Origin of the sequence: Brenneria izbisi, assembly GCF_025840185.1 — a bacterium.
GTDB lineage: Bacteria > Pseudomonadota > Gammaproteobacteria > Enterobacterales > Enterobacteriaceae > Brenneria > Brenneria izbisi.
This window is the reverse complement of the sequence record NZ_JAMPJU010000011.1, coordinates 77,909-101,631: the sequence shown is the minus strand read 5'-3', so window position 1 is coordinate 101,631 and position 23,723 is coordinate 77,909. Positions and strand designations below refer to the sequence as shown.

Genomic DNA, 23,723 nt, shown 5'->3' with positions numbered 1-23,723 from the left:
TAATAGTAAGATATTAATCCTACCAACCGTTATCTCACCGCGATTGCCGCGGTGAGTCTATTGTTATCGTTATCAACGCTTATCGCCATCACCGGTTCTGAATATAAGTCATCGCCAGCGCCAGCGCTAATACCAACCCTTTGATGATGTCCATGGCATAGTAGGGGACGGAGAGCATCACCAGCCCGTTTTGCAATACCCCGAGAATGACGGCCCCTAGCAACGTGCCTAACGCATTAGGCTTGCCCGATCCGGCCAGTGAAAAACCGATATAGGCCGCCGCGACAGCATCCATCAGATAGCCGCCGCCGGCATTGACTTGCGAAGAACCGATACGCGAAGCCAGCAGAATGCCGCCCAGCGCCGCCAGCAGCGCAGAAAAGATATAAGCCTGAACACGATAGCGCGCGGTGCGGATGCCAGCCAGCCGCGCTGCCTCCGGGTTGCCGCCGATGGCATACATCCTGCGTCCGTGTTTGGTCAGTGACAAATACAACTGCACAACCAGCGTGACGACCAGCATGATCACGACAATAACCGGCACTTGTCCCAGTGTGGCAAAGAATTCAGGAATGATGCCTTCCGCCATTTCGCCGCTCGGCAACACCATGTTTTGGGTGATAGATCCGCCGTAGCTGTAAGTCATCGCCACGCCCTGGATCACGAATAGACTGGCAAGTGTCGCCAGCATGTCCGGGATTTTCAGCACGACAATCAGGAACGCGTTGAACAGCCCAACCAGCGTACAGATCAACAGTGTCAGCACGATGGCGCCGGTGGTGCCAAATCCATGCCAGACGAACAGGGAGATCACCAGCGCATTGGCCAGAGACGCGGTTGAGCCGACAGACAAATCAAAGCCGCCCACCGACAGTGAAATGGACACGCCAATCGCAATCACCGTGACGATGGCGATCGAGCGTAAAATATTGATGATATTGTAAGGGTCCAGGAAATTATCCGAAGCCAGCCCGAACAGGGCGATCAAGGCGACAACGGTAATCAGCATGCCCCATTTGTACAGGAATTCGAAACAGTGGTGGCGAAAGGGGAGCGCCCCGTTAGGTGAAAGTTGGTGACTCACGCGGGAGTTCCTCCAGTTGAATACAATAATAATGTTTCTTCATCAATTTCTGATGCGTTCAGTTCGGCGACAATGCGGCCATCCCATAGCACGCAGATGCGGTCACACAGACCGATCAGTTCGGAAAATTCACCTGAGGCGTAAATAATCCCTTTGCCCTGTTGCGCCAGACCGTCAATCAGTGAGAACAGATCCTGCTTCGCCTTGATATCCACGCCCTTGGTGGGCTCATCAAAAATCAGCACCTGAGCTTCGCTGCGTAACCATTTGCCGATGGCGACTTTTTGCTGGTTACCCCCTGACAGGCGGGCGAGTTTCTGCATCGGGCCGGTGGTGCGAATCGTCAGTTGCCGGATCAGATGTCTGGCCCAGCCAAGCGCTTGCTGATGGCTGAATACGCCCCAGCGGGAAAAACTGTCGCTGGCGCTGACGCTCAGATTCATCGCCACGGATTCGTCAATGAAGATCCCTTCTTTGCGTCGCTCTTCCGGCACCAGCGCAATACCTTGTTCAACCGACTGATAAGGAGAGCGCGGTTTCCATGCCGCTCCCCGATACTCACCGCTGGCGATCTGACTGGGGTTGGCGCCGAACAAGGCTTTGCACAGTTCAGTTTTACCCGCGCCGGCCAGACCCGCGATGCCCAGAATTTCACCTTTGCGCAGCGTTAGCGAGATATCGCGCAACAAGGTTTCATCGTGCAGCCCGGCAACCTGTAACAATATGTCTTGCTGCGATATTGAGCGGCGCGGCGGGAAAATATCATCCAGCCGATGGCCGAGCATACGTTCAACGATTTGTTCGCCGCTTAAGCTCTGCATCGGGCCGCTGCTGACAAATTCGCCGTCGCGCAGCACGGTTAGCGTATCGCAGATTTCGCTCAGTTCATGGATGCGGTGAGAAATGAAAACAATGCCGATGCCGTTGGCCTGCAAGCGACGCACAACCTGAAACAAACGCGCGCTTTCCGCCTGATCGAGCGGGGCGGTCGGTTCATCCAGAATCAAAAAGCGGCACTCATGGGATAGCGCTCTGGCGAGCAGAACCTGCTGTTTTTCGGCAAGAGAGCACCGGTCCAACCGTTGGCGCACGTTCAAATGCACGCCGATCTGGTCGAGCAGCGCCTGGGCCTGTTGATACACCCGGGGCCAGTTGAGCACATGGCCGGTCTGCGCCAGCGTATCCAGCATGATATTCTCAGCAACGGACAAGGTGGGAATCAACGCGACATCCACCTCCTGTTGCACCAGATGAATACCGTAATGTTTGGCGGCGCGCGGCGAGTGAATATCCACCCGCACGCCGTCAATTATGATATCACCGCGATAGTGACGGTAGGCGCCGGATAAAATCGTCATCAGTGTCGATTTGCCAGCGCCGTTTGCGCCGGTTAACGCATGAATAGAGCCACCTTCCAGCGTGAAATCAACCTGCTTCAAAGCGTTAAAGCCAGAGAATGAGATAGAAATGTCGCGCATTTCCAGTCGGGTTTGGTGGGTGGTAGCGGTCATGGTTCGGTAACGCTCTTGGCGGTAAATATCGTCAGAAAACGGATGTGAAAGGTATCACATAACTGGCAGAATTTAATATATATTCAGGGCCGGGCAAGCCTTGGCGTATGAATTTAAAAGCATAAGATAAGTAAAAAAATTCTTAAACCGCATCAGGTAAGTGAATAAGATGGCCTGACTCAGGCGGGAAGCGTGTTGCAGACTAGTCTCCGTCGGTTTCCATCAATACATGCCTAATGATAAAAAATACAGGAATTTCAGCGAATGAACACAACGGCAATCCGCGTACAGGTCGGTCCGGCCAACTATTTTTCCTTTCCGGGCGCTATTGATAAATTGCTGGCATTTTATCCGCCTGCCATCTTAAACAACGCGTTGTGGATATATGGGGAGCGCGCATTAGCCGCTGCGCAGCCATTTTTACCCGTGGAATTCGGCGCCGATTCAGCCCGCCGCGTACTGTGCGGTCCGCACTGTAGCGAAAATGAAGTGGCCCGGCTGGTGGCGCGGGCCGGGGAGCATTGCCCGGTGGTGGTCGGTATCGGCGGGGGCGCGGTGCTGGATACCGCTAAAGTGGTGGCCCGCAAAGTGGGGGCGCCGTTGGTGGCGATCCCGACGATTGCCGCGACGTGCGCCGCCTGGACGCCGCTGTCTGTCTGGTATGACGATAACGGTCAGGCGCTGAGTTTTGAAATTTTTACCGATGCTAATCATCTGGTATTGGTTGAGCCGCGCATTATTCTGGCGGCGCCGCCAGAATATTTGCTGGCCGGCATTGGCGATACGCTGGCGAAGTGGTATGAAGCGATGGTGCTCAGTCCGCAACCTGACACATTATCATTGACGGTGCGTCTTGGTCTGCAAACGGCGCTGGATATCCGCGATGTGCTGCTCAGGCAGAGTGCCGCGGCAATGGCGGCGGTTGCCCGCGGCGAACTGACGCAGGATTTTCTGGATGTGGTTGATGCCGTTATTGCCGGCGGCGGAATGGTCGGCGGGCTGGGTGAACGCTACACCAGGGTAGCGGCGGCGCATGCGGTGCATAACGGACTGACGGTGCTGCCGCAGACGGAAAAATTCCTGCACGGAACAAAGGTCGCTTACGGCATTCTGGTGCAAAGCGCCTTGCTGGGCGATGACGCCACATTGCATCAGCTTCACGACGCGTTCAAGGTGCTGGGATTACCAACTTCGCTGGCCGCGCTGGACGTGGATATCCATGATCGGACAGCGCTTCAGGCGGTGATTGCGCGAATTCTGAAACGGGGCGAGTCCATTCACTATTTACCGCTGGCGCTGGATGAACACGTCATGCTGACTGCGTTGCATAAGGTTGAAGCGCTGGCTGGCTGAGCCGCAGTAGTGGGCGGAGTCATATCCGCCCACTGGTTGCTACTGTATTTTTTCGTAGGGAAACGAGCTTCTGATGTAGCGCGAGTAATACCGATATTTGGTCGAGCTTGCCATAAGCTCTTCATAGATCATCCGTGCCACGCCTGAATATTGATATATGCTGCCATTAAGCAGTTCTATTTCTAATATACTCTTTTCCGCATCGTATCCGATTGCGAACAACTCTGCTGATGAAACCCGTTTTCTTTGCAAAATCAACCACTCCTAATGATCAATACCACATTTCAGACGGTAAAATAGTCCGTTTTTATTATACCCTTGCGACATGAAGTTACTGTCTTCGGCCCTTTTATCATACGTTACTCGTTCATCAGGAAAAGTACGTTGGTTATTGGGATGAATGAGCACATTGCCAACAATTTATATATCGGCAATGGGGCAGTTTTTTTAAACGGTAACTAAATTCTTGCCGCAGATAAATGGGCATTGGTCGCCGTAATGGATTGCGTCAATCGGCAGGGTAAGAGACAGGAACCGATTAATCCCGGTTCCTGCATGTGTGAGATTATTACTTGGACAGATATTGTGCGTGAAAGCGCAGATGGTCCTCAATAAAGCTGGCGATAAAGAAATAACTATGGTCGTAAGCGGATTGCGTGCGTAACGTAAGCGGCCAGCCGTGTTGCCGCGCCGTTTCAGTCAGTTTAGCCGGCTGTAGCTGATCAGGTAAAAACTGGTCACAGTCGCCTTGATCCACCAAAATAGGCAACCGGTGTTGGCTGTTCGCCAGCAAGTGACAGCTATCGTATTGCAGCCACTGTGTTTCGTCTTTACCCAGATAGTTTTCGAACGCTTTGCGTCCCCAGGGAACCTCGCTGGGGTTGACGATCGGCGCAAAGGCGGAGACGGAGAGATATTGGCCAGGGTTGCGCAAGGCCAGCATCAGCGCGCCGTGTCCGCCCATGGAATGTCCGCTGATTGACTGACGAGCATTCACATTGAAGTGTTGCTTAATGATGGCGGGCAATTCCTGACGGATATAATCATACATCTGATAATGAGCGGCCCAGGGCTGCTGGGTGGCGTTGACGTAAAATCCCGCGCCTTGCCCAAGATCGTAGCTTTCGTCGTTAGCGACGTCTTCGCCACGCGGACTGGTGTCCGGCATGACAAGTACCAGCCCCAGTTTTGCCGCGGTGCGCTGAGCGCCGGCTTTGGTGGTGAAGTTCTCGTCGTTGCAGGTAAGACCGGATAGCCAGTAAAGCACGGGCGGCGGAGTATCATCCGGCGTTGGCGGCAGGTAGATGCTGAATGTCATGTTGCAGTTCAGCGTCTCAGACAAATGACGGTAGCGCTGTTGCCATCCGCCAAACATTCGGTGCTCTTCCAGAAGTTCCAGTGACGGGATCATCGCTGTGCTGCCTCCTTTTATTGGGGATATTCTCTGCCTCTGCCGGTCGCCGCTTTCCCAGTGACCATGATGAGCGTGACCGGGAAAGCAAAGGGCGAAACCTTGCAATCGGCAGGGCCGGGACAATATGGTTTTATTGGTAATGGATAACCGAACGGATCGATTTACCTTCATGCATTAAATCGAATGCGGTATTGATTTCATCCAGACTCATGGTGTGAGTGATGAAGTCATGCAACTGGAATTCACCGTCCATATAGCGTTGCACCAAATCCGGTAATTGACTACGGCCTTTAACACCGCCGAACGCTGAACCACGCCATACCCGACCGGTGACCAGTTGGAATGGACGCGTGGAAATTTCTTCGCCCGCGCCGGCAACGCCGATAATGACGGATTCGCCCCAACCTTTGTGACAACATTCCAGCGCGGAACGCATGACGTTCACGTTACCGATGCATTCAAATGAGAAATCAACGCCCCCGTCGGTCATTTCGACGATCACATCCTGAATCGGCTTGTCATAGTCTTTCGGGTTGATTAGATCGGTAGCGCCCAGCTTGCGCGCCAGTTCGAATTTACTGGTATTGAGATCAATCCCGATGATCCGACCGGCTCCCGCCATTTGTGCGCCGATAATGGCTGACAGCCCGATACCGCCGAGTCCGAAAATCGCTACCGTGTCCCCTTTTTTCACTTTGGCGGTATTGATTACCGCGCCCATGCCCGTTGTTACGCCGCAGCCCAGCAGACAGACTTCTTCCAGCGGCGCTTCTTTATTGATTTTAGCCAGCGAGATTTCGGGTACGACGGTGTGCTCGGCGAAGGTCGAGGTACCCATATAGTGAAAGATCGGCTGGCCGTTTTTAGAGAAACGCGTGGTGCCGTCCGGCATCAAACCTTTACCTTGCGTGGTGCGGATAGCCTGGCACAGATTGGTTTTTCCTGAACGACAGAATTTACATTCGCCACATTCCGGGGTGTAGAGCGGAATAACGTGATCGCCAACGGCGACGCTGGTTACGCCTTCGCCGACCGCTTCTACAATGCCGCCGCCTTCATGACCGAGGATCACCGGAAACACACCCTCAGGATCTTTACCTGACAGGGTATAAGCATCGGTGTGGCATACGCCGGTGGCGACAATGCGCACCAGTACTTCACCTTTCTGCGGCGGCATCAAATCGACTTCTTCAATCGATAAGGGTTGGTTAGGTCCCCAGGCGACAGCGGCGCGGGTTTTGATCATTTGCATGGTGAGACTCCTCTAGTGGCAAACAGATTGCGCAAATTTTATGGGTGGTTATTACTTGATCTTAATAAGCATGGTGTCAGGTTGAAGATTGTTCAATGATGAGCTTTTTGAGCGCTTCGACATTGGGGCCGAAAGCATCGCGTCGCCAGATCAACCAGGTGGCGGTTTCGGCAATATCGCTGGGCAAGGCATGTACTTGCACATGCTCATGCGCCGGCAACAACTCCAGTACGGAGGCGGGAATAAGCGCCAGACCGGAGCCGCTGGAAACACAGGCCAGCATGGTGTGATATGACTGGATTTCCGTGATATTACCGGGCGTTATGCCCGCCTGCCGGAACCATTTTTCCAGCCGGGAACGGTATGCGCAGCGTGGCGGAAAGGCGAAAAACGTATCGTCTCTGACATCCAGCGCGTGATGAATCGGCGCATGATGCGTCTCCGAGATGAGCACCAGATGTTCTGGAAATGATTTGCAACCGTTCAGTTCATCATAGGAAACCGGACCATCGACAAACGCAGCGGCCAGGGTTCCGGCGCGAACCCGATCGATAATCTCCCCCGATGTTCCTGCGGTCAGTGACAACGATACGCCGGGATAACGCTGATGGTAGGCTGCGAGCAATTCCGGCAATCGGGTAGCCGCCGTACTTTCCATCGAGCCTAACGCAAAGTTACCCGCCGGTTCGCCGGTGCGGGTCATGCTGATGGCTTCTTCACTGAGCGCCAGAATACGTTGTGCGTAACAGAGAAAATTATGTCCGACAGGGGACAACCGTAAGCGCTGCTTCTCGCGGATAAAAAGATCGGCCCCCAGTTCCTGTTCAAGCTGTCGAAGTCGCGTCGTCAGGTTTGAAGGCACGCGATGAAGCTGTTCAGCGGCACGAACCACCGAGCCAGTTTCGGCAACGAGGCAAAACATACGCAACTGGGTCAGATCCATTTTTTCTCTTTTTGTAATTAACTTGCTTTTGATTATTCATTTTTTGTGAGTATATCGGTAAGCGATCCTGTTCGCAACTTTTATGTAACAGGCCAGGAAACGGTAGCGTATTAAGCGGATTTCTGGCGCTGGTCTTTGGGATTAGCTTTGCCTTGAATCGTATTTCATCAAGATTAAAGTTAGTGATTGATGTTACGTGTGGTTATTGACACTAAAGAGCATTCGATGCTTGTGTAAATATAAAGAAAAATTTATTGCGATAAGATACTGCGCGTCAGTAAATTAATAATTCTGGCCTAATGATTAATAGTAGGCTATCGATTAAAAAGGTTATTTTCTAGCCGAAGAAAACCTGTTTCTCTCCTCCCCGGAGATAATTTCCCCACACTGTTCAATAATAAGAATTTTCCCAAAAAAATCATATTGCATGGTTGGATGATAATATTGATGCGTAAGATTGAAAATAAATAATTAAAATAATGAGTTACGCCGCGCATGAATGGGTGTATTCAAGTGATAGCCGTCAGCTATTGTTATCTCTCTTTTTATCGTGTTGAGTGATCAAAATGGGTAAAGTCCTGCCCTGATTTGCCGATAACATAGATGAAAAACAAGAATGTATACAAATTGTATCGTGAATGTATTTTATTTGTTTAATGGTGAGATATTAAGTAAAGGAAGTTTAATATCTCATTTGAAATTATGTCATCTCAATCAGTTTTCAATTAAAAAAGTGCACCTTTGTTTGGAATGTGCAGGCGGGAATCGCTAAATAATTTATAGGAGTCTGCTGTGAGCTTTTTAAGAAATATCACCATCAGGGCAATGCTTTTAGCAATATTGGGAATATTCTTACTTTTATGGGGTGGAGTATCCTTCTATATGTCGTCGTCACTCAGTGAAATGACGACGTTATTAGAATCCGGGGAGGTGCAGAAAAAGAATGCTGATACCATAGCCGATGGTAATGATCAGTATTTTCGGGTTGTCACTCGTTTAGTACGAGCGATGGATTATCGTCAGGCTGGAGACGTTGCCGAGGCTGAAAAATGGCTTAGCTCTGCGCAGGAAGGGATACAAAACACCGCCGATAAGCTGGCGGAATTCAAAGCGGCTGATCACGCGAATGTTGACAAGAGCATCGCCGAAAACATGGTAAAAGCCTGGTCACAATTGATTGATGACGGCTTGAACCCGCTGTTTGCCACTGTGCGCGATAATCGTCCTGAGCAATATCAACGCATGTTCAGAGAGATTTACCCGGCGCTGAGCATCGAGTTCGGCAATAACCGGGATAAATATCAGGCAAGCGCGGGCGCTTTTTCCGACAATTCGTTATCCCAGGTGTATAAATTAGTCAGTTGGAATAAAAGCATTCTGCTGATCGCGGTAATCATTGGGCTACTGATTCTGTTCGTGACGGATCGTTATCTGGTTAATTATCTGGTTAAACCGTTAGACATGATCAAAAATCATTTCCGGGTTCTGGCCGATGGTCAACTGGGCTATCACCTGGAAGAGTTTGGCCGTAACTGCGCAGGTCAACTGATTCCTTATTTGAAAGAGATGCAAAACAGCCTGATCAATACCGTTACGACGATCCGTGATAGCTCCGGTTCCATTTATCAAGGCGCGGGGGAAATCAGAAGCGGCAACAACGATCTTTCCGCTCGTACTGAGCAACAGGCGGCGGCGCTGGAACAAACGGCGGCCAGTATGGAAGAACTCGGCGCAACGGTGAAACAGAACGCGGAAAACGTGCATCAGGCAAGTAAATTAGCGCAGGATGCATCGATCGCCGCGAAGAAAGGCGGCGAAGTCACCACCTCGGTGGTGGAAACCATGGCAAACATCACCACCAGTTCGAAGAAAATCGCAGATATTACCAGCGTTATTAACGGGATCGCCTTCCAGACCAACATTCTGGCACTGAACGCGGCGGTTGAAGCGGCAAGAGCGGGTGAGCAAGGGCGAGGTTTTGCGGTCGTCGCCGGAGAAGTCCGTAATCTGGCGCAACGCAGCGCGCAAGCGGCCAAAGAGATCGAAGGGTTGATTGCCGAGTCGGTGGAGCGTGTCAATATCGGCTCGCATCAGGTCACGCAAACAGGCACGGCAATGGAGTCCATCATCGCGGCCATTACGCGCGTGAATGATCTCATGGGTGAAATTGCTTCGGCATCGGATGAGCAGAGTCGCGGTATCAGCCAGATTGGTCAGGCGGTGACGGAAATGGATGGGGTGACGCAGCAGAATGCCGCCCTGGTTCAAGAGTCCGCTGCCGCCGCCGCTTCTTTGGAAGATCAGGCTCGCCAATTGACCGAAGCCGTATCGGTCTTCCAGCTTACTGTGGGTGAAAAACGGCAACAGATTGAAAAACCAAAGTCGGGTAAACTTGCGCCAACGTCGCAACCGGCTTTGCTGACGGCTGGCGGCGGCAAGAAGGGGAGTAGCGACAATACTAACTGGGAAACATTTTAAGTCATCCAGTGCGTTGCCTACAGAGAGGCCCTGGGCGTCAGCCCGGGGCTTTTATCGTTAGGAAGGCGATTTAATCCGGCGCCTTAACCACGTTTAATCTGGCGCGAGCTCAGGATATCTGTTTCCCAGTGTATGTTTGATCCGCTTTCTGCCTGCATTATTCCACTTCCATTTTTTTACGCTTCATACATACAATCACTGGATAATCGTTTCTCTCTCAACTAGAGTGTTGACGGCGTTTTGGCCCGGCCAACGTCATTATAAGTCACACCTGCTGGAGAATAATAATGTCATCATTAAGTAAAGAGGCCGTCATGGTGCATGAGGCGCTGATGGCGCGTGGTCTTGAGACGCCGCTGCGTGGACAGCTATTGGATCGGGAAACGCGTAAACAGCGGATCACCGAACATATGACGGAAATCATGAATCTACTGAGTCTGGATCTGGACGATGACAGTCTGGCAGAGACGCCGCATCGCATTGCGAAAATGTATGTCGATGAAATATTCTCCGGTTTGGATTATGCCAATTTCCCGAAAATCACCATCATTGAAAATAAAATGAAGGTGGATGAGATGGTCACCGTGCGTGACATTACCTTGACCAGTACCTGTGAACACCATTTCGTGATGATTGATGGTAAAGCGACCGTCGCTTACATTCCGAAAGACGGGGTGATTGGTTTATCAAAGATTAACCGCATCGTACAGTTTTTCTCCCAACGGCCCCAGGTACAAGAGCGTCTGACGCAGCAGATCCTGATCGCGCTGCAAACGTTGCTTGGCACCAGCAATGTGGCGGTTTCAATTGATGCTGTGCATTATTGCGTCAAAGCCCGTGGCATTCGTGATGCGACCAGCGCCACCACCACCACGTCGCTGGGCGGATTGTTCAAATCCAGCCAGAATACGCGTCAGGAGTTCCTGCGCGCCGTGCGTCATACTAACTAACCACGCTTTTACGCATATACGTCGGGCTGCGCCCGGCGTATATTGCATGTCAATTCCCTCTGGGGGTTGAACAGGCAGAAAATACATATGATTTCTGGCGCTCTGTTAATACAATCGGGATTCCGATGATTAAATTACCTGAGTGCCATGTCTTCTCAATCCATGCCGCCATCACGCATCGCTACGTTGGACTTCGCCAGAGGTGTCGCTGTGCTCGGCATTCTGTTACTCAACATCACGGCATTCGGCTTGCCTAAAGCGGCTTACCTGAATCCGGCCTATCAGGGGCCGCCATCTTTGAGCGATGTCTGGACATGGGCGGCGATGGATCTGCTGGTGCAGGCAAAATTCCTGACTTTGTTCTCTATTCTGTTTGGCGCCGGTTTACAGTTGTTATTGCCGCGCGGGAAACGCTGGGTGCATGCCCGGCTTTTCTGGCTGATGCTGATTGGTCTGGGACACGCTATTTTCTTCTGGGATGGCGATATTTTGCTCGATTACGGCCTGATGGGGTTGGTGTGCTACGGCATGATCCGCCTTGCCGACGACAGCCGCGCGTTACTCCGCACCGGGGCTATCATGTATCTGGCGGGCATCGGTATCCTGTTAGTGCTCAGCCAATTACTCAGCCTGCAACCGGGACGTTTCTGGTCGCCCAGCGCGACTGATATCGCGAATGAGGTATTCTGGCAAACATCGGGCGGCCCGCTGGCCTGGCGTCACCGGGTTGATTTACTGACGGACAGCCTCTTGTCGTTAGGCGTGCAATACGGCTGGCTGCTGGCCGGCTCGATGTTGCTGGGCGCCGGGTTGATGCGCAGCGGTTGGCTAAAAGGGGAATTCAGTCCGGGTCATTACCGCAAAATGGCCTTATGGTTAATCCCGCTGGCGCTGATGATTAACAGTATTGGCGTGACCGCGCAGTGGTTGGTGCAGTGGGAATATCGCTGGAGCGGCCTGCTGTTGCAGATCCCGCGTGAATTAAGCGCGCCATTACAGGCGGTGGGTTATCTGGCGTTGTGCTATGGCTTTTGGCCGACGCTCAGCCAGTGGCGTATCACCTATTGGATCGGTGATATTGGCCGTATGGCGCTGAGTAATTATTTACTGCAAACCTTACTGTGCACCGCATTGTTTAATCATCTGGGATTCTTTATGTCTTTCGATCGGCTGCAACTGGCGGCTATCGTTCCGTGTATTTGGGCCGTAAACCTTATTTTCTCTCACTATTGGCTACGCTATTTTCGGCAAGGGCCGATCGAATGGCTCTGGCGTCAGCTTACTGCCGCCATTGCCCGGCCAGCATAAGAGAGAAGGCGGGATAGGCTGCCGGTTAGGGGGAGGGGGCCGTTTCCTCTATTTTCGGCGGCGGTTCGGCCACCTTATCGGCCTCGGCTGGCGACAGTGTCTGACTGACCACGTGTTCAGGCGGAACGGCTGGGTAGTCAGGCGTGTTATCCGGGATTTTATACTCTGTCGGGATAGGGATCTGCGGCCCCAGGAAACGCGGCTCCCGTTTCAGAATATACAGATCGAACAGCGCGCCTAATCTGGCGCCAAATTCCCGCAGACGCACCGTCATCATATTTTTGGGGGAAGGAACGGCATAACACTGTGCCTGAATCCCCAAATGTTGCGCGATAAACAATGCCCGCTCACAGTGGAAACGCTGGGTGATGATGGTGAAATCATTGGTGTCGAAGACTTTTCGCGTTCTGACGATGGAATCCAATGTCCTGAACCCGGCATAGTCCAGCACGATATCGGCAGGAGGAACCCCGGCGGCGATTAAATCGCGGCGCATGGTCATCGGTTCGTTGTAACTTTGCAACGCATTATCGCCGCTCAGCAGCAGATAACTGATTTTTCCGCTGTTATAAGCATTCAATGCTCCCTGAATACGGAAAAGATAATATTGGTTGATGACGCCGGTGCGATAATACTTGGCGGTTCCCAATACCACGCCTACTTGTCTAGACGGCAGCGTTTGTAGTTCATCATAAATAAAAGGTGCGGTTTTCCAACTGATCCAGCGATCGAGAGCAACAGCAGATAGCATCAGCACGCCAATGGTGAGTAACAGGCCGATTATCAGGCGTTTCCACATGCTTATGCCTCAGGCAAGGCTATTGGGATAGTCATGTTGCCAAGGCTACTTTACCTGTAAGGGGGACGCAAGGCGCAGGCTGCGACGGTGACGTTTGTTGACGGATTTTTCAACGATGATGTGAACATGGCGGGAGAAAACGCCGGTCGATTGCATCATCAAACGACCGGTGTATAACGCAGCGGCGGGTTAAATCCGGCTACCCCAGAGATCATATTCGTCGGCGTGTTCAATTTTGACTTTCACGATGTCGCCCGCTTTCACGCCGGTTTCACCATTCAGATAGACCGCGCCATCGATTTCCGGGGCGTCGGCCATACTGCGTCCGATCGCGCCTTCTTCATCAATGTCGTCGATCAGCACCAGCAGTTCGCGTCCAATTTTGTCTTGCAGACGTTGCGCGGAAATGGCTTGCTGCAACTGCATAAAACGATGATAACGTTCCTCTTTGACGGCTTCAGGCACCTGATCCGGCAACTGATTGGCACTCGCCCCTTCCACCGGGCTGTATTTGAAGCAACCGACGCGATCCAGTTTGGCTTCTTTCAGGAAATCCAGCAGCATCTGGAAGTCTTCATCCGTTTCGCCGGGGAAACCGACGATGAAGGTTGAACGCAGCGTCAGGTCCGGGCAAATTTCCCGCCAGCGTTTAATGCGCTCCAGCGTTCTTTCAACCGCGCCGGGACGTTTCATCAATTTCAGGATACGCGGGCTGGCGTGTTGCAGCGGGATATCCAGATACGGCAGAATTTTTCCTTCGGCCATCAGCGGAATGACGTCATCCACATGCGGGTAAGGATAAACATAGTGTAAACGCACCCACACGCCTAACGACGCCAGTTGCTCGCACAGGCTCACCATACTGGTTTTCACCGGTTGCCCGTTCCAGAAACCGGTACGTTGCATCACATCCGCGCCGTAAGCGGAGGTATCCTGTGAAATAACCAACAGTTCTTTCACCCCGGCTTCGACCAGACGCTTTGCTTCATCCAGCACGGAACCGATCGGGCGGCTATCCAGGTCGCCTCGCATTGAGGGAATGATACAGAACGTACAGCGATGGTTGCAGCCTTCGGATATTTTCAGGTACGCATAATGACGTGGCGTGAGCTTCACGCCCTGAGCGGGTATCAGGCTGGTAAACGGATTGTGTTCAGGTTTCGGCACATATTGATGTACGTGCGACAATACCTGTTCGTAACTGTGAGGCCCGGTAATCTCCAGCACTTTCGGGTGTACTTCACGAATTTGATTTTCTTTGGCGCCCAGACAGCCAGTCACAATCACTTTGCCGTTTTCATTCAACGCTTCACCAATGGCTTCCAGTGATTCCTGCACCGCACTGTCAATAAAACCACACGTATTGACGATCACTAGTTCGGCGTCATTGTAACGAGGAACGACCTGATAACCTTCGGTACGCAATTCGGTCAGGATCCTCTCGGAATCCACCAGGTTTTTCGGGCAACCGAGGGAAACAAATCCAATCTTTGGCATTTTTTGAACAATCCAGAATTTTAACGATAAAAATAGTGGGGGATTATACCTGTGACTAAACTATACAGCTACACATCGGAGGGATGTTCGACCAGATATAAAGACATAACATGGAAGCACCATAAAGTTGGAACACCGGGTTATACGTAATGAGAAATTGATGAACTGATATTCGTGTAGGGCATATCTTTCCTGTATTTATCATAGTATCCGTCTGAAGCTTTAGCAGATAATACGAATATTATTATTTTCACTATCACATAAAATACTCTTTCAGTGGTGTTATCAATATCTGCAAAAAAGAGAAATGGAAATTAACCAGATAATATTAATGTTTGCCACTCTGTTAAAATCATCCACTGCATTAAACGTGTGAAAGCGTCTGCCACATACCAGCGCTTATGCATAAAATTTACTGAACATTTCTAGTGTGGTTGTTGCGGTGTGGCCAGCGGCGCCGGGCGACGAACCGGCCGTCGCTGTTTAAAATCTTGTTAACAGCGTAGTCGTCGTAAAATTGATTAGCACGGTCATTATTATAATAATGTTATGATTTTTATCGTAATAATTAGTGTGTTGATTTTATTTTTTTCCCGGTGTTGGCATAAAATACATTACCACAAAACGATCGTTATCATCGATCGATGATATGTATTTTTATCATATAAATCTATCAATAAGCCAGTTGTACCATGCAATCGCAATCATAAGATTGAAGTAAATCACGAATATTTTTATGTGCAATAGTAAACATTAAAGATTAATAGCGTAATAATTATTTTGCCATTGTGTTGCTATTCAGCGCAGTATGCCGTGTTGTGCAAGATACGACACTATCGGTCAGGTGATGGAGTCTGACTGGTTACTGACTTGCTATCCATAAACGTAAAACCGCTTTTTTTTGCACAAAAATTGTCCAGCATCTAAATTTACTGGACATTCGGTTGAATGGAGACAACATCATGCTTGATCACGCGGCGCCGCAAAATACGCGACATAATATTTTTCCGCCTTTGTCCTGGCTGTGCCAGAGCCGTTGGCTACTGATGGGAGCTACTCTGTTGTTCTCCGGCTATTTGCTGGCGGCCCCCCCTAAGGTGACGGAGTTGCAGGATAAGCTCGATCATCCGTGGTCATTGACTTTCCTGCCGGACGATCAGGGGATCTTGCTTACCGAGCGTGCGGGCAACCTGCGTCGCTGGCAGGTAGAAAGCGGGCTTTCCGAACCTATCGTCGGTGTGCCGGCGGTGTATGCCAATGCGCAGGGCGGACTACTGGAAGTGGCGCTTTCTCCTGACTTTGCACAGAATCGACGTGTTTATCTGAGTTTTGCCGAAGAAGGCAGCGATGGGAAAGCGGGAACGGCGGTGGGCTATGGTCGTCTGTCCGAGGATTATCGACGGCTGGAGAATTTCACGATCATCTTCCGCCAGGAACCCAAACTGTCTACCGGCAATCATTTCGGCGGCAAACTGGTCTTTGATCCGCAGGGCTATCTGTTTATTGCGCTGGGTGAAAACAACCAGCGTCCCACTGCCCAGGATCTGGATAAGTTGCAGGGAAAAATCGTGCGTTTGACCGCCGATGGTCAGGTTCCGTCTGATAACCCTTTTGTTAATACGCCGAATGCGCGCCCTGAGATCTGGTCATTCGGTCATCGGAATCCACAAGGGATGGCGCTGAATCCCTGGACTGGCGTGTTGTGGGAAAATGAGCACGGTCCGAAAGGCGGAGATGAGATCAATATTCCTCAGGCCGGTAAAAACTATGGCTGGCCGGTTGCGACTCATGGCATTAATTATACCGGGCTGAAAATTCCCGAAGCCAAAGGCGAGCAAGTCGAAGGGATGGAAAACCCTGATTTTTACTGGGAAAAATCTCCGGGTATCAGCGGAATGGCGTTCTATAACAGCGATCGTTTCCCGCAGTGGAAAAATGCGTTGTTTATTGGCGCACTGGCGGAGAAGAACCTGATTCGTTTGACGCTGGAAGGGGATAAGGTGGTGGCGGAAGAACGGTTATTACAAGAGCGCGGCGAGCGTATCCGTGAAGTCAGAGTGGGGCCGGATGGCTACCTCTATTTGCTGACCGATCATGATAACGGCAAGTTGCTGAAAGTGGGGCTGGAATAATCACTGTATTCAGCACGCCAATGGAATGTTCAGCGACAGCCACCCGCCTGGCGGATGCCTGTCGGCAACAGGTTCAGGTTAGCGCGATCATCACCATCTGCTGATAGGCCGGACGCCATGTAAGCGCTTGATACCAGCGTTCCAGATTCGGATGCGGTTGCCGCGTGATATCCATATTAAACCAGCCGTAGGCGATGCAACCCAGCGGGATATCGCCTACACCGAACTTATCCCCGGAGAGCCACGGCTGGGTTGCCAGCGCCGTATCCGCCACCGCCAGTAAACGTTCGCACTCGGCATAACTTTTCTCCACCAGCGTATTATCGCGGTTTTCCGGCGCGGTACGCACCAGATTGATAAAGACCGGGCCGAATGAAATCGCCAACGACGTGGCCCAGTCCATCCATTTTTCCGCACTTGCCCTTGCCCCTGCATCGGCGATATACAGCGAATTCTGTCCATATTGCGCCGCCAGATAGCGCACGATGGTATTGGATTCCCACAACACCAGATCGCCATCCTGTAGACAGGGGATCAGGCCGTTAGGGTTCATTGCCAGATAGTCGTTATCGCGGTTACGTCCAAACTGGCCGCCCGCTAAAATATGCTGATAAGGCAACGCCAATTCTGCCGCGCACCAGAGAACCTTTTTAACATTGGTCGAGTTTTTACGACCCCAAATTGTAACCATGACTAACCTCATTCTCTGAGAGAAGAAAATCTATTCAGATCCGTGCCTGTCGGACGAAAAGTGGCTGGCGGATGCGAAATAATGATATGCCTTTTTAGTCTTTATGATTTAACTTGTCATTCTTAATAATGATGCAAGTTATCTTTATCTGGACAGGAACGTGACGTAATGAAATTCACATATGCAATTCGAGCGACTTTGGGCATCGCGCTGATGGCGGCCGGGATGCAGTTGGCATCAGCCAATAGCGATCCAAAAACCATCGTTTTTGGGGTCGCGCCGGGGCCTTATGGCGATATGGTCAATCAGGCGATTAAACCGGAACTGGCTAAGAAAGGTTACAAGGTGGTGGTACGCGAATTCAGCGACTATGTGCAACCGAACCTGGCGTTGGCTAACGGCAGTATTGACGCCAACTTGTTCCAGCATACGCTGTATATGGAGAAGTTCGCAACTGATAAAGGGCTGAAAATCTCCAGTCTGATTGTTGTGCCGACGGCCAGTATGGGCTTGTATTCCAATAAGATTAAATCACTGGATGAGTTGAAAAAAGGCGACGTCATCACTTTGTCCAACGATGCCACCAATCTGGCGCGTGGCCTGCGTTTTCTCCAGTCGCTGGGGTTGATTACCATTAAGGCTGATATTGATGCGACGAAAGCATCAGAAAAAGATATTGTCGAAAACCCGCGTGGGCTGGTATTCAAACCACTGGAAGCCGCGCAATTGCCGCGCACGCTGGATAGCGTGACGGCCTCGCTGGTTAACGGTAATTTTGCGTTTGCCGCCGGATTGAAACTCTCTTCCGCGATTAAGCTGGAATCATTGGACGAAAATCTGAAAAATGTGATCGCCGTGCGTACCGAAGATCTGGATAAACCTTTCGCGCAGGACACCAAAGCGGTGGTTGAATCGCCGGCGTATGCCGCGGTGATCAATCAGCCGGATTCAATGTTCAGTCAGTTTCAGAAACCGGAATGGATGAAGGCGCAGGCCGCATCAACATCAAAGTAATAGGGTAAAACATCACGGCAATGTGCTGATGATGAAAACTATCTGGCCGGTCTGTGACCGGCTTTGTCTTTTTTTCCGCGTAGGCCAGGAGTTTGCGGATAATGATTCAGTTAGATGGAATATGTGTTGATTTCCCACAGGGAAAACAAACAGGAAATCGCGCGGTTGATAATGTGACGTTACATATTCGGCAGGGCGAGGTTTACGGTATTGTCGGCACCAGCGGGGCTGGAAAAAGTACATTGTTGCGCACTATCAATTTACTGCAACGTCCTACCACGGGGACGGTGCGGGTCAATGGCGTCACGGTCAGCGAACTGAATGGCGACCGTCTGCGTGAACAGCGTCAGAAGATCGGCATGATCTTCCAGCATTTCAATTTGATGCAGACGCGTACCGTAGCGGATAACGTGGCGTTCAGCCTGAAAGCCGCCGGAAAATCCACGGATGAGATTGGCCAGCGCGTTCCGGAGATCCTGCGGCTGGTCGGTCTGTCCGATAAGGCGGCGGCATTTCCCTCACAGTTGAGCGGCGGGCAGAAACAGCGCGTCGGTATTGCCAGAGCCATCGCCAATCATCCAGAGGTATTGCTGTGTGATGAACCGACGTCGGCGTTGGATCTGGAAACTTCCGCCGCCATTCTGGTCCTGCTTAAAGAGATTAATCAGAAACTGGGCATTACGATCGTACTGATTTCTCATGAAATGAGTGTGATTAAATCGGTCTGTGACCGGGTCGCCGTGATGACGAAAGGCAGCGTGGTGGAAGAGGGCGATGTATTTGATATTTTCGCCGCGCCACAGCATCCGTTTACTCGTCAACTGGTGTCGCATACGTTGAACCTCGAATTGCCATCCCGCCTGTTGCTAGATCTGCAAGGCACACTGCTGAAGATTCTGTTTGTTGGCGAATCCGCCGAGCAGCCGGTGCTATCTGATGTCGCAATCCGTTACGGCGTCTCCGTTAATATCCTGCATGGCAAAATTGAATACATCGGCAACCGGGCATTGGGCATTCTGGTGGCATTATTAACCCATGATGCCGAACCGGTCAGGGTTGCGGAAGCGGTGAAATACATTCAGGAAAGAACGGCAAACGTGGAGGTGCTGCATGGCTGATTTATGGGTCGATTTGATCGCCGCGTTCGGTGAGACGTTCCAGATGGTGGGGATCTCAACGTTGCTTGCCATTATTGGTGGTCTGCCGCTGGGTTTTCTGATTTATGTCACCGATCGTCATCTATTCTGGGAAAATCGCGCGGTTTATCTGCTTAGCACGGTGTTGGTGAATATCATTCGTTCCATCCCGTTTGTGATTTTGCTGGTGCTGCTGTTGCCGCTTACGCAGATTTTATTGGGCAATACCATTGGCCCGATTGCGGCATCTGTGCCGATGTCCGTCGCGGCCATCGCCTTCTATGCGCGTTTGGTGGATAGCGCGCTGCGCGAGGTGGATCCTGGTATTGTCGAAGCGGCGGAAGCCTTTGGCGCCAGCCCGCTGCGTATTATCTGCACCGTTTTATTGCCGGAGGCCAGAGCCGGTTTATTACGCGGTCTGACGATTACGCTGGTGAGCCTGATCGGTTATTCGGCGATGGCGGGCATTGTGGGCGGCGGCGGTGTCGGCGATTTGGCGATCCGTTTCGGCTATTACCGTTATGAAACCGAGGTAATGATTGTCACCGTTATTGCACTGGTGGTGTTGGTGCAGATTGTGCAAACGCTGGGCGACTGGCTGGCAAAACGAGCGGATAAACGTGAACGGCGATAAGTCTGCTGGCATGCGTTTCTGAATAAGCGCGGGTTGAGTTTTTTATTAAGGTTAAGATTCAACCCGCCTTGCAACCGGCACTTTTCTCTTTTTCAATGGCGCATGCCTTAGTGATATCCCTGCCCGCCACCCTACGGGCCGTTACTTCGTGACGTTGAAAATCGCGCCTGGCGATTTTTTATTCCTTTTCATTTCTTTGACTATCTTTACAGATTAAATGGTTTCCTTGGGAGACAGGGCACGTTACCTTTAAATATTGCTAAATTTTGCAAAACATATTGAAAATTAAGTGTTTTTAACAACCTATGGATATCGCGGCGATCTCATGAAGACAACTATTTTCCTAACCAGGCTAAAATCCTTTACGGCGGGAACAGTATTACTCGTGGGGCTGACCCCGACATTGCAGGCGGAACAATTGCCTGCCGTACCCCAGATTGAGGCTAAAGCCTTTATTTTAATGGATTATCATAGCGGCAAAGTGCTGGCGGAAAGCAATGCCGATGAGCGTCTTGATCCGGCCAGTCTGACAAAAATTATGGCCAGCTATGTGATTGGACAGGCGATTAAAACCGGAAAGATCAGTCCGACGGATGAAGTCACCGTCGGAAGGGATGCCTGGGCGACGGGGAATCCGGTACTGCGTGGTTCATCGTTGATGTTTCTCAAACCCGGCGACCGCATCCCGGTATCCGAATTAAATAAAGGCATTGTTATTCAGTCGGGCAATGATGCCAGCATCGCGCTGGCGGACTATGTTGCAGGCAGTCAGGATGCGTTCGTCAGCCTGATGAACAACTATGTTAAAGCGCTGCAACTAACCAATACCCAGTTTCGTACCGTACACGGTCTGGATGCGCCGGGCCAATATAGCACTGCCCGCGATATGGCGTTACTGGGACAGGCGCTGATCCGCGATGTGCCGGAAGAATATGCGCTGCACAAAGAGAAAGAGTTTACCTTCAATAACATCCGTCAACCCAACCGCAACCGCTTGCTGTGGAGCACCAATCTTAATGTCGACGGCATCAAAACCGGTCATACCAATGGGGCGGGACACAATCTGGTAGCATCCGCGACGCAAGGCGACATGCGTCTGATTTCCGTGGTTTTAGGGGCTGAAACGGATGGAATTCGCTTCCGTGAAAGTGAAAAGCTGCTGACCTGGGGTTTCCGCTTCTTTGAAACGATCACGCCAATCAAGGCGGGTGCGACTTTCACCACACAGCGCGTCTGGTTTGGCACACAAAAAGAAGCGCGGTTTGGTGTGGCTGAGGACGCAGCCCTGACGATCCCCAAAGGGCAGATGAAAAACCTGAAAGCCAGTTTTACGCTGCTGCAACCCCAGTTGTCCGCGCCGCTGGCAAAAAATCAGGTGGTCGGTACGATTGATTTTCAACTCGATGGCAAAAGCATCGAACAACGCCCGCTGGTGGCACTGGACGATATTCCGCAATCCGGTTTCTTCAGCCGACTATGGGATACCGTGATGATGAAAGTTCAGCAGTGGTTTGGCAGTTGGTTTGGTTAACTGTCGGATTCAGGTTCGACATTGTTGCGCAGTGAGATAATTAACCCTGCCTCAGAAAAAGAAAAGGCCCATCGTTCTTGAACCTGAATGGCGTGAACGACGGGCTCCTCAATATGGGGATATCAAAGAAAAGCAGTGGCACAGATTCAGACTGTCGCCCTGTGAAAAAGTTCTGCCATTTCTAAGAAATATTGACATTTTTTTACATTTTTTATTATCCCGGTAATTCCGGCCAGATAATCACGATCAGAGAACCGGCCAGCGTCAACAATACGTTGGCGATCGCATAGGTTCCCGCGTATCCCAACGCCGGAATATTACTGCGAGCGGTATCGCTGATAATTTCCATTGCGGGGGCGCAGGTTCTGGCACCCATCATGGCGCCAAACAACAAGGCCCGATTCATGCGCAGCACATATGCCCCGAACAGGAAACAGATCACTACCGGCGCCAGGCTGACAATCAACCCTGATACCAGCATTTGCACGCCGATATCGCCAAAGCTGCTGCCAATCGAACTGCCTGCGCTTAAGCCTACGCCCGCCATAAACACCATCAGACCGAATTCTTTCACCATATTCAGCGCGCCTTGCGGAATATAGCCGAACGTCGGGTGGTTGGCCCGCAAAAAGCCCAGCATGATCCCGGCAAACAACAAACCAGCGGCATTACCGATGCCGAAGGTGAAATTGCTGAACTGAATAGTGATCAGGCCGATCATGATGCCGATAATAAAGAAGGCGCAAAACGCCAGCAGATCGGTCACCTGACTGTGAATTGAAATAAAACCGATGCGATCGGCGACGCTTTTTACCCGGCGGGCATCGCCGCTGACTTGCAACACATCGCCTTTATTCAGTACGACGCTATCATCAATCGGCATCTCGATCTGGCTGCGGATAATGCGATTGAGGAAGCAGCCGTGGTCGGTCAGCTTAAGCTGGCTGAGTCGTTTGCCGACCGCATTATGATTTTTCACCACGATCTCTTCGGTGACGATACGCATATCGAGCAGATCGCGATCGAAGACTTCTTTTCCGTCGCGGAAGTTCGGGTTCAAGCGGGCGTGCGCATCGGGATAGCCCACCAGCGCAATCTCATCACCGAGTTGCAGCACCGCATCGCCGTCCGGGGTTGCCAGAATCCCGTTACGGCGGATTCGTTCAATGTAGCAACCTGTCTGGCGGTAAATGCCCAGTTCACGCAGATTTTTGCCATCGGCCCAGGCCACCAGCTCAGGTCCGACACGGTAAGCGCGGATCACCGGTAGATACACCTTTCGTTGGCTATCGGTATCCAACCCGCGCTCGCGGGCAATTTGCTGAGCGCTGGTCGGCAGATCCTGATGTTGCAGTTTAGGCAGGTAACGCGCGCCGATAATCAGACTCACCAGTCCAATCAGATAGGTCAGGGCATAGCCGAGGCTGAGGCGATCCTGTTCGATACCAAGTTGCGAACCCAGGCTGATGGTATTGCGTAGCGTATCACCGGCCCCGACCAGCACCGGCGTCGAGGTCATCGAACCGGCGAGCATGCCGGCCGTCAAACCGATGCCCCAACCGAAGAACTTACCCAGCAATAGCGCTAAAATCAGTGCGCTGCCCACCATCACCAACGCCAGCATTAAATAATTTTTACCGTCGCGGAAAAAAATGGAAAAGAAGTTAGGCCCCGCTTCAACGCCGACACAAAAAATAAATAGCATGAATCCCAGACTGAGCGCTTCGGTATTAATCGAAAAATGCTGTTGTCCGAGTAATAACGAGACGACTAAAACACCAATAGAATTACCAAGTTGTACCGAACCTAGACGTAATTTCCCCAGGCAAAGTCCTAATGAAAGAACCACGAATAAAAGCAGAATGTAATTCCCGTTTAACAAATCAGCGACGTTTATATTCATGGGATGTAACTTGTTGTTTACCAGTAAGTTCTTGATGTAAATGGCTTTGGGCGCTAAATTTACTCATTAGATGCAAGGATCCCTTTCATGTCG

Annotated in this window: 19 protein-coding genes; 9 read left to right on the top strand and 10 right to left on the bottom strand. The window is 51.3% G+C overall.

Annotation, left to right across the window (positions count from 1 at the left end; genetic code table 11):
• Positions 1–88: 88 nt before the first annotated feature.
• The gene (locus NC856_RS14005; protein WP_404802334.1) at positions 89–1,009 is read right to left on the bottom strand and encodes an ABC transporter permease; all 921 of its coding nucleotides are present in this window, start codon (positions 1,007–1,009) and stop codon (positions 89–91) included.
• 71 nt (positions 1,010–1,080) lie between these two features.
• Positions 1,081–2,595: a sugar ABC transporter ATP-binding protein gene (locus tag NC856_RS14000; RefSeq protein WP_264091035.1), complete on the bottom strand. Its 1,515-nt coding sequence runs from the start codon at positions 2,593–2,595 to the stop codon at positions 1,081–1,083.
• A 264-nt stretch (positions 2,596–2,859) separates the two neighbouring features.
• Here NC856_RS14000 and NC856_RS13995 point away from each other — a divergent pair, with 264 nt between their 5' ends.
• On the top strand, positions 2,860–3,948 hold the full coding sequence (locus tag NC856_RS13995; RefSeq protein WP_264091034.1) for an oxidoreductase: 1,089 nt from the start codon (positions 2,860–2,862) through the stop codon (positions 3,946–3,948).
• Between the two features lie 39 nt (positions 3,949–3,987).
• Here the strand turns inward: NC856_RS13995 and NC856_RS13990 are convergent, their stop codons facing one another.
• From NC856_RS13990 to ptrR, 4 genes are all read right to left on the bottom strand, one after another.
• Positions 3,988–4,200: a KTSC domain-containing protein gene (locus tag NC856_RS13990; RefSeq protein WP_318841735.1), complete on the bottom strand. Its 213-nt coding sequence runs from the start codon at positions 4,198–4,200 to the stop codon at positions 3,988–3,990.
• A gap of 316 nt (positions 4,201–4,516) precedes the next feature.
• Positions 4,517–5,359, bottom strand: coding sequence for an S-formylglutathione hydrolase (fghA, locus tag NC856_RS13985; RefSeq protein WP_264091033.1), 843 nt, complete (start codon positions 5,357–5,359; stop codon positions 4,517–4,519).
• A 133-nt stretch (positions 5,360–5,492) separates the two neighbouring features.
• Positions 5,493–6,614, bottom strand: a complete 1,122-nt coding sequence (locus NC856_RS13980) for an S-(hydroxymethyl)glutathione dehydrogenase/class III alcohol dehydrogenase (RefSeq protein ID WP_264091032.1) — start codon at positions 6,612–6,614, stop codon at positions 5,493–5,495.
• A gap of 76 nt (positions 6,615–6,690) precedes the next feature.
• Positions 6,691–7,557 carry a putrescine utilization regulator PtrR gene (ptrR, locus tag NC856_RS13975; RefSeq protein ID WP_264091031.1) on the bottom strand — a complete coding sequence of 289 codons (867 nt, stop codon included), beginning with the start codon at positions 7,555–7,557 and terminating at the stop codon, positions 6,691–6,693.
• A gap of 792 nt (positions 7,558–8,349) precedes the next feature.
• On the opposite strand from ptrR, the gene NC856_RS13970 reads away from it, so the two are divergent.
• From NC856_RS13970 to yeiB, 3 genes are all read left to right on the top strand, one after another.
• On the top strand, positions 8,350–10,035 hold the full coding sequence (locus NC856_RS13970) for a methyl-accepting chemotaxis protein (RefSeq protein WP_264091030.1): 1,686 nt from the start codon (positions 8,350–8,352) through the stop codon (positions 10,033–10,035).
• Positions 10,036–10,322: 287 nt separating this feature from the next.
• Positions 10,323–10,985 carry a GTP cyclohydrolase I FolE gene (gene folE / locus NC856_RS13965; RefSeq protein ID WP_264091029.1) on the top strand — a complete coding sequence of 221 codons (663 nt, stop codon included), beginning with the start codon at positions 10,323–10,325 and terminating at the stop codon, positions 10,983–10,985.
• A gap of 147 nt (positions 10,986–11,132) precedes the next feature.
• Positions 11,133–12,293 (top strand): DUF418 domain-containing protein YeiB, encoded by a 1,161-nt coding sequence (yeiB, locus tag NC856_RS13960; RefSeq protein WP_264091028.1) that lies wholly within the window; start codon positions 11,133–11,135, stop codon positions 12,291–12,293.
• Positions 12,294–12,318: 25 nt separating this feature from the next.
• Here the strand turns inward: yeiB and sanA are convergent, their stop codons facing one another.
• Together sanA and rimO are read right to left on the bottom strand one after the other, a co-directional pair.
• Complete coding sequence (gene sanA / locus NC856_RS13955; protein ID WP_264091027.1) at positions 12,319–13,092, bottom strand: outer membrane permeability protein SanA; 774 nt, start codon at positions 13,090–13,092, stop codon at positions 12,319–12,321.
• Between the two features lie 189 nt (positions 13,093–13,281).
• Complete coding sequence (rimO, locus tag NC856_RS13950; RefSeq protein ID WP_264091026.1) at positions 13,282–14,589, bottom strand: 30S ribosomal protein S12 methylthiotransferase RimO; 1,308 nt, start codon at positions 14,587–14,589, stop codon at positions 13,282–13,284.
• Positions 14,590–15,635: 1,046 nt separating this feature from the next.
• On the opposite strand from rimO, the gene NC856_RS13940 reads away from it, so the two are divergent.
• Positions 15,636–16,721, top strand: a complete 1,086-nt coding sequence (locus NC856_RS13940) for a PQQ-dependent sugar dehydrogenase (RefSeq protein ID WP_264091083.1) — start codon at positions 15,636–15,638, stop codon at positions 16,719–16,721.
• 73 nt (positions 16,722–16,794) lie between these two features.
• Here the strand turns inward: NC856_RS13940 and NC856_RS13935 are convergent, their stop codons facing one another.
• On the bottom strand, positions 16,795–17,412 hold the full coding sequence (locus NC856_RS13935) for a glutathione S-transferase family protein (RefSeq protein ID WP_264091025.1): 618 nt from the start codon (positions 17,410–17,412) through the stop codon (positions 16,795–16,797).
• Between the two features lie 168 nt (positions 17,413–17,580).
• Between NC856_RS13935 and NC856_RS13930 the strand changes: the two genes are divergently transcribed.
• From NC856_RS13930 to NC856_RS13915, 4 genes are all read left to right on the top strand, one after another.
• Positions 17,581–18,426, top strand: coding sequence for a MetQ/NlpA family ABC transporter substrate-binding protein (locus tag NC856_RS13930; protein WP_264091024.1), 846 nt, complete (start codon positions 17,581–17,583; stop codon positions 18,424–18,426).
• A gap of 101 nt (positions 18,427–18,527) precedes the next feature.
• Complete coding sequence (locus NC856_RS13925) at positions 18,528–19,544, top strand: methionine ABC transporter ATP-binding protein (protein WP_264091023.1); 1,017 nt, start codon at positions 18,528–18,530, stop codon at positions 19,542–19,544.
• Complete coding sequence (locus NC856_RS13920) at positions 19,537–20,196, top strand: methionine ABC transporter permease (RefSeq protein WP_264091022.1); 660 nt, start codon at positions 19,537–19,539, stop codon at positions 20,194–20,196. Before NC856_RS13925 ends, NC856_RS13920 begins: the two co-directional genes overlap by 8 nt.
• A 325-nt stretch (positions 20,197–20,521) precedes the next feature.
• Positions 20,522–21,727, top strand: a complete 1,206-nt coding sequence (locus tag NC856_RS13915) for a serine hydrolase (protein WP_264091021.1) — start codon at positions 20,522–20,524, stop codon at positions 21,725–21,727.
• Between the two features lie 214 nt (positions 21,728–21,941).
• Here NC856_RS13915 and NC856_RS13910 read toward each other — a convergent pair whose 3' ends face one another.
• Positions 21,942–23,630: an aspartate:alanine antiporter gene (locus tag NC856_RS13910; RefSeq protein ID WP_264091020.1), complete on the bottom strand. Its 1,689-nt coding sequence runs from the start codon at positions 23,628–23,630 to the stop codon at positions 21,942–21,944.
• Positions 23,631–23,723 lie beyond the last annotated feature (93 nt).

Excerpts from the sequence above, each read along its gene's own strand:
- NC856_RS14005 (WP_404802334.1), bottom strand. The coding sequence starts at position 1,009 with ATGCTGATTACCGTTGTCGCCTTGATCGCCCTGTTCGGGCTGGCTTCG.
- NC856_RS14000 (WP_264091035.1), bottom strand. The coding sequence starts at position 2,595 with ATGACCGCTACCACCCACCAAACCCGACTGGAAATGCGCGACATTTCT.
- NC856_RS13995 (WP_264091034.1), top strand. The coding sequence starts at position 2,860 with ATGAACACAACGGCAATCCGCGTACAGGTCGGTCCGGCCAACTATTTT.
- fghA (WP_264091033.1), bottom strand. The coding sequence starts at position 5,359 with ATGATCCCGTCACTGGAACTTCTGGAAGAGCACCGAATGTTTGGCGGA.
- NC856_RS13980 (WP_264091032.1), bottom strand. The coding sequence starts at position 6,614 with ATGCAAATGATCAAAACCCGCGCCGCTGTCGCCTGGGGACCTAACCAA.
- ptrR (WP_264091031.1), bottom strand. The coding sequence starts at position 7,557 with ATGGATCTGACCCAGTTGCGTATGTTTTGCCTCGTTGCCGAAACTGGC.
- folE (WP_264091029.1), top strand. The coding sequence starts at position 10,323 with ATGTCATCATTAAGTAAAGAGGCCGTCATGGTGCATGAGGCGCTGATG.
- yeiB (WP_264091028.1), top strand. The coding sequence starts at position 11,133 with ATGTCTTCTCAATCCATGCCGCCATCACGCATCGCTACGTTGGACTTC.
- sanA (WP_264091027.1), bottom strand. The coding sequence starts at position 13,092 with ATGTGGAAACGCCTGATAATCGGCCTGTTACTCACCATTGGCGTGCTG.
- rimO (WP_264091026.1), bottom strand. The coding sequence starts at position 14,589 with ATGCCAAAGATTGGATTTGTTTCCCTCGGTTGCCCGAAAAACCTGGTG.
- NC856_RS13940 (WP_264091083.1), top strand. The coding sequence starts at position 15,636 with ATGGGAGCTACTCTGTTGTTCTCCGGCTATTTGCTGGCGGCCCCCCCT.
- NC856_RS13935 (WP_264091025.1), bottom strand. The coding sequence starts at position 17,412 with ATGGTTACAATTTGGGGTCGTAAAAACTCGACCAATGTTAAAAAGGTT.
- NC856_RS13930 (WP_264091024.1), top strand. The coding sequence starts at position 17,581 with ATGAAATTCACATATGCAATTCGAGCGACTTTGGGCATCGCGCTGATG.
- NC856_RS13925 (WP_264091023.1), top strand. The coding sequence starts at position 18,528 with ATGATTCAGTTAGATGGAATATGTGTTGATTTCCCACAGGGAAAACAA.
- NC856_RS13920 (WP_264091022.1), top strand. The coding sequence starts at position 19,537 with ATGGCTGATTTATGGGTCGATTTGATCGCCGCGTTCGGTGAGACGTTC.
- NC856_RS13915 (WP_264091021.1), top strand. The coding sequence starts at position 20,522 with ATGAAGACAACTATTTTCCTAACCAGGCTAAAATCCTTTACGGCGGGA.
- NC856_RS13910 (WP_264091020.1), bottom strand. The coding sequence starts at position 23,630 with ATGAATATAAACGTCGCTGATTTGTTAAACGGGAATTACATTCTGCTT.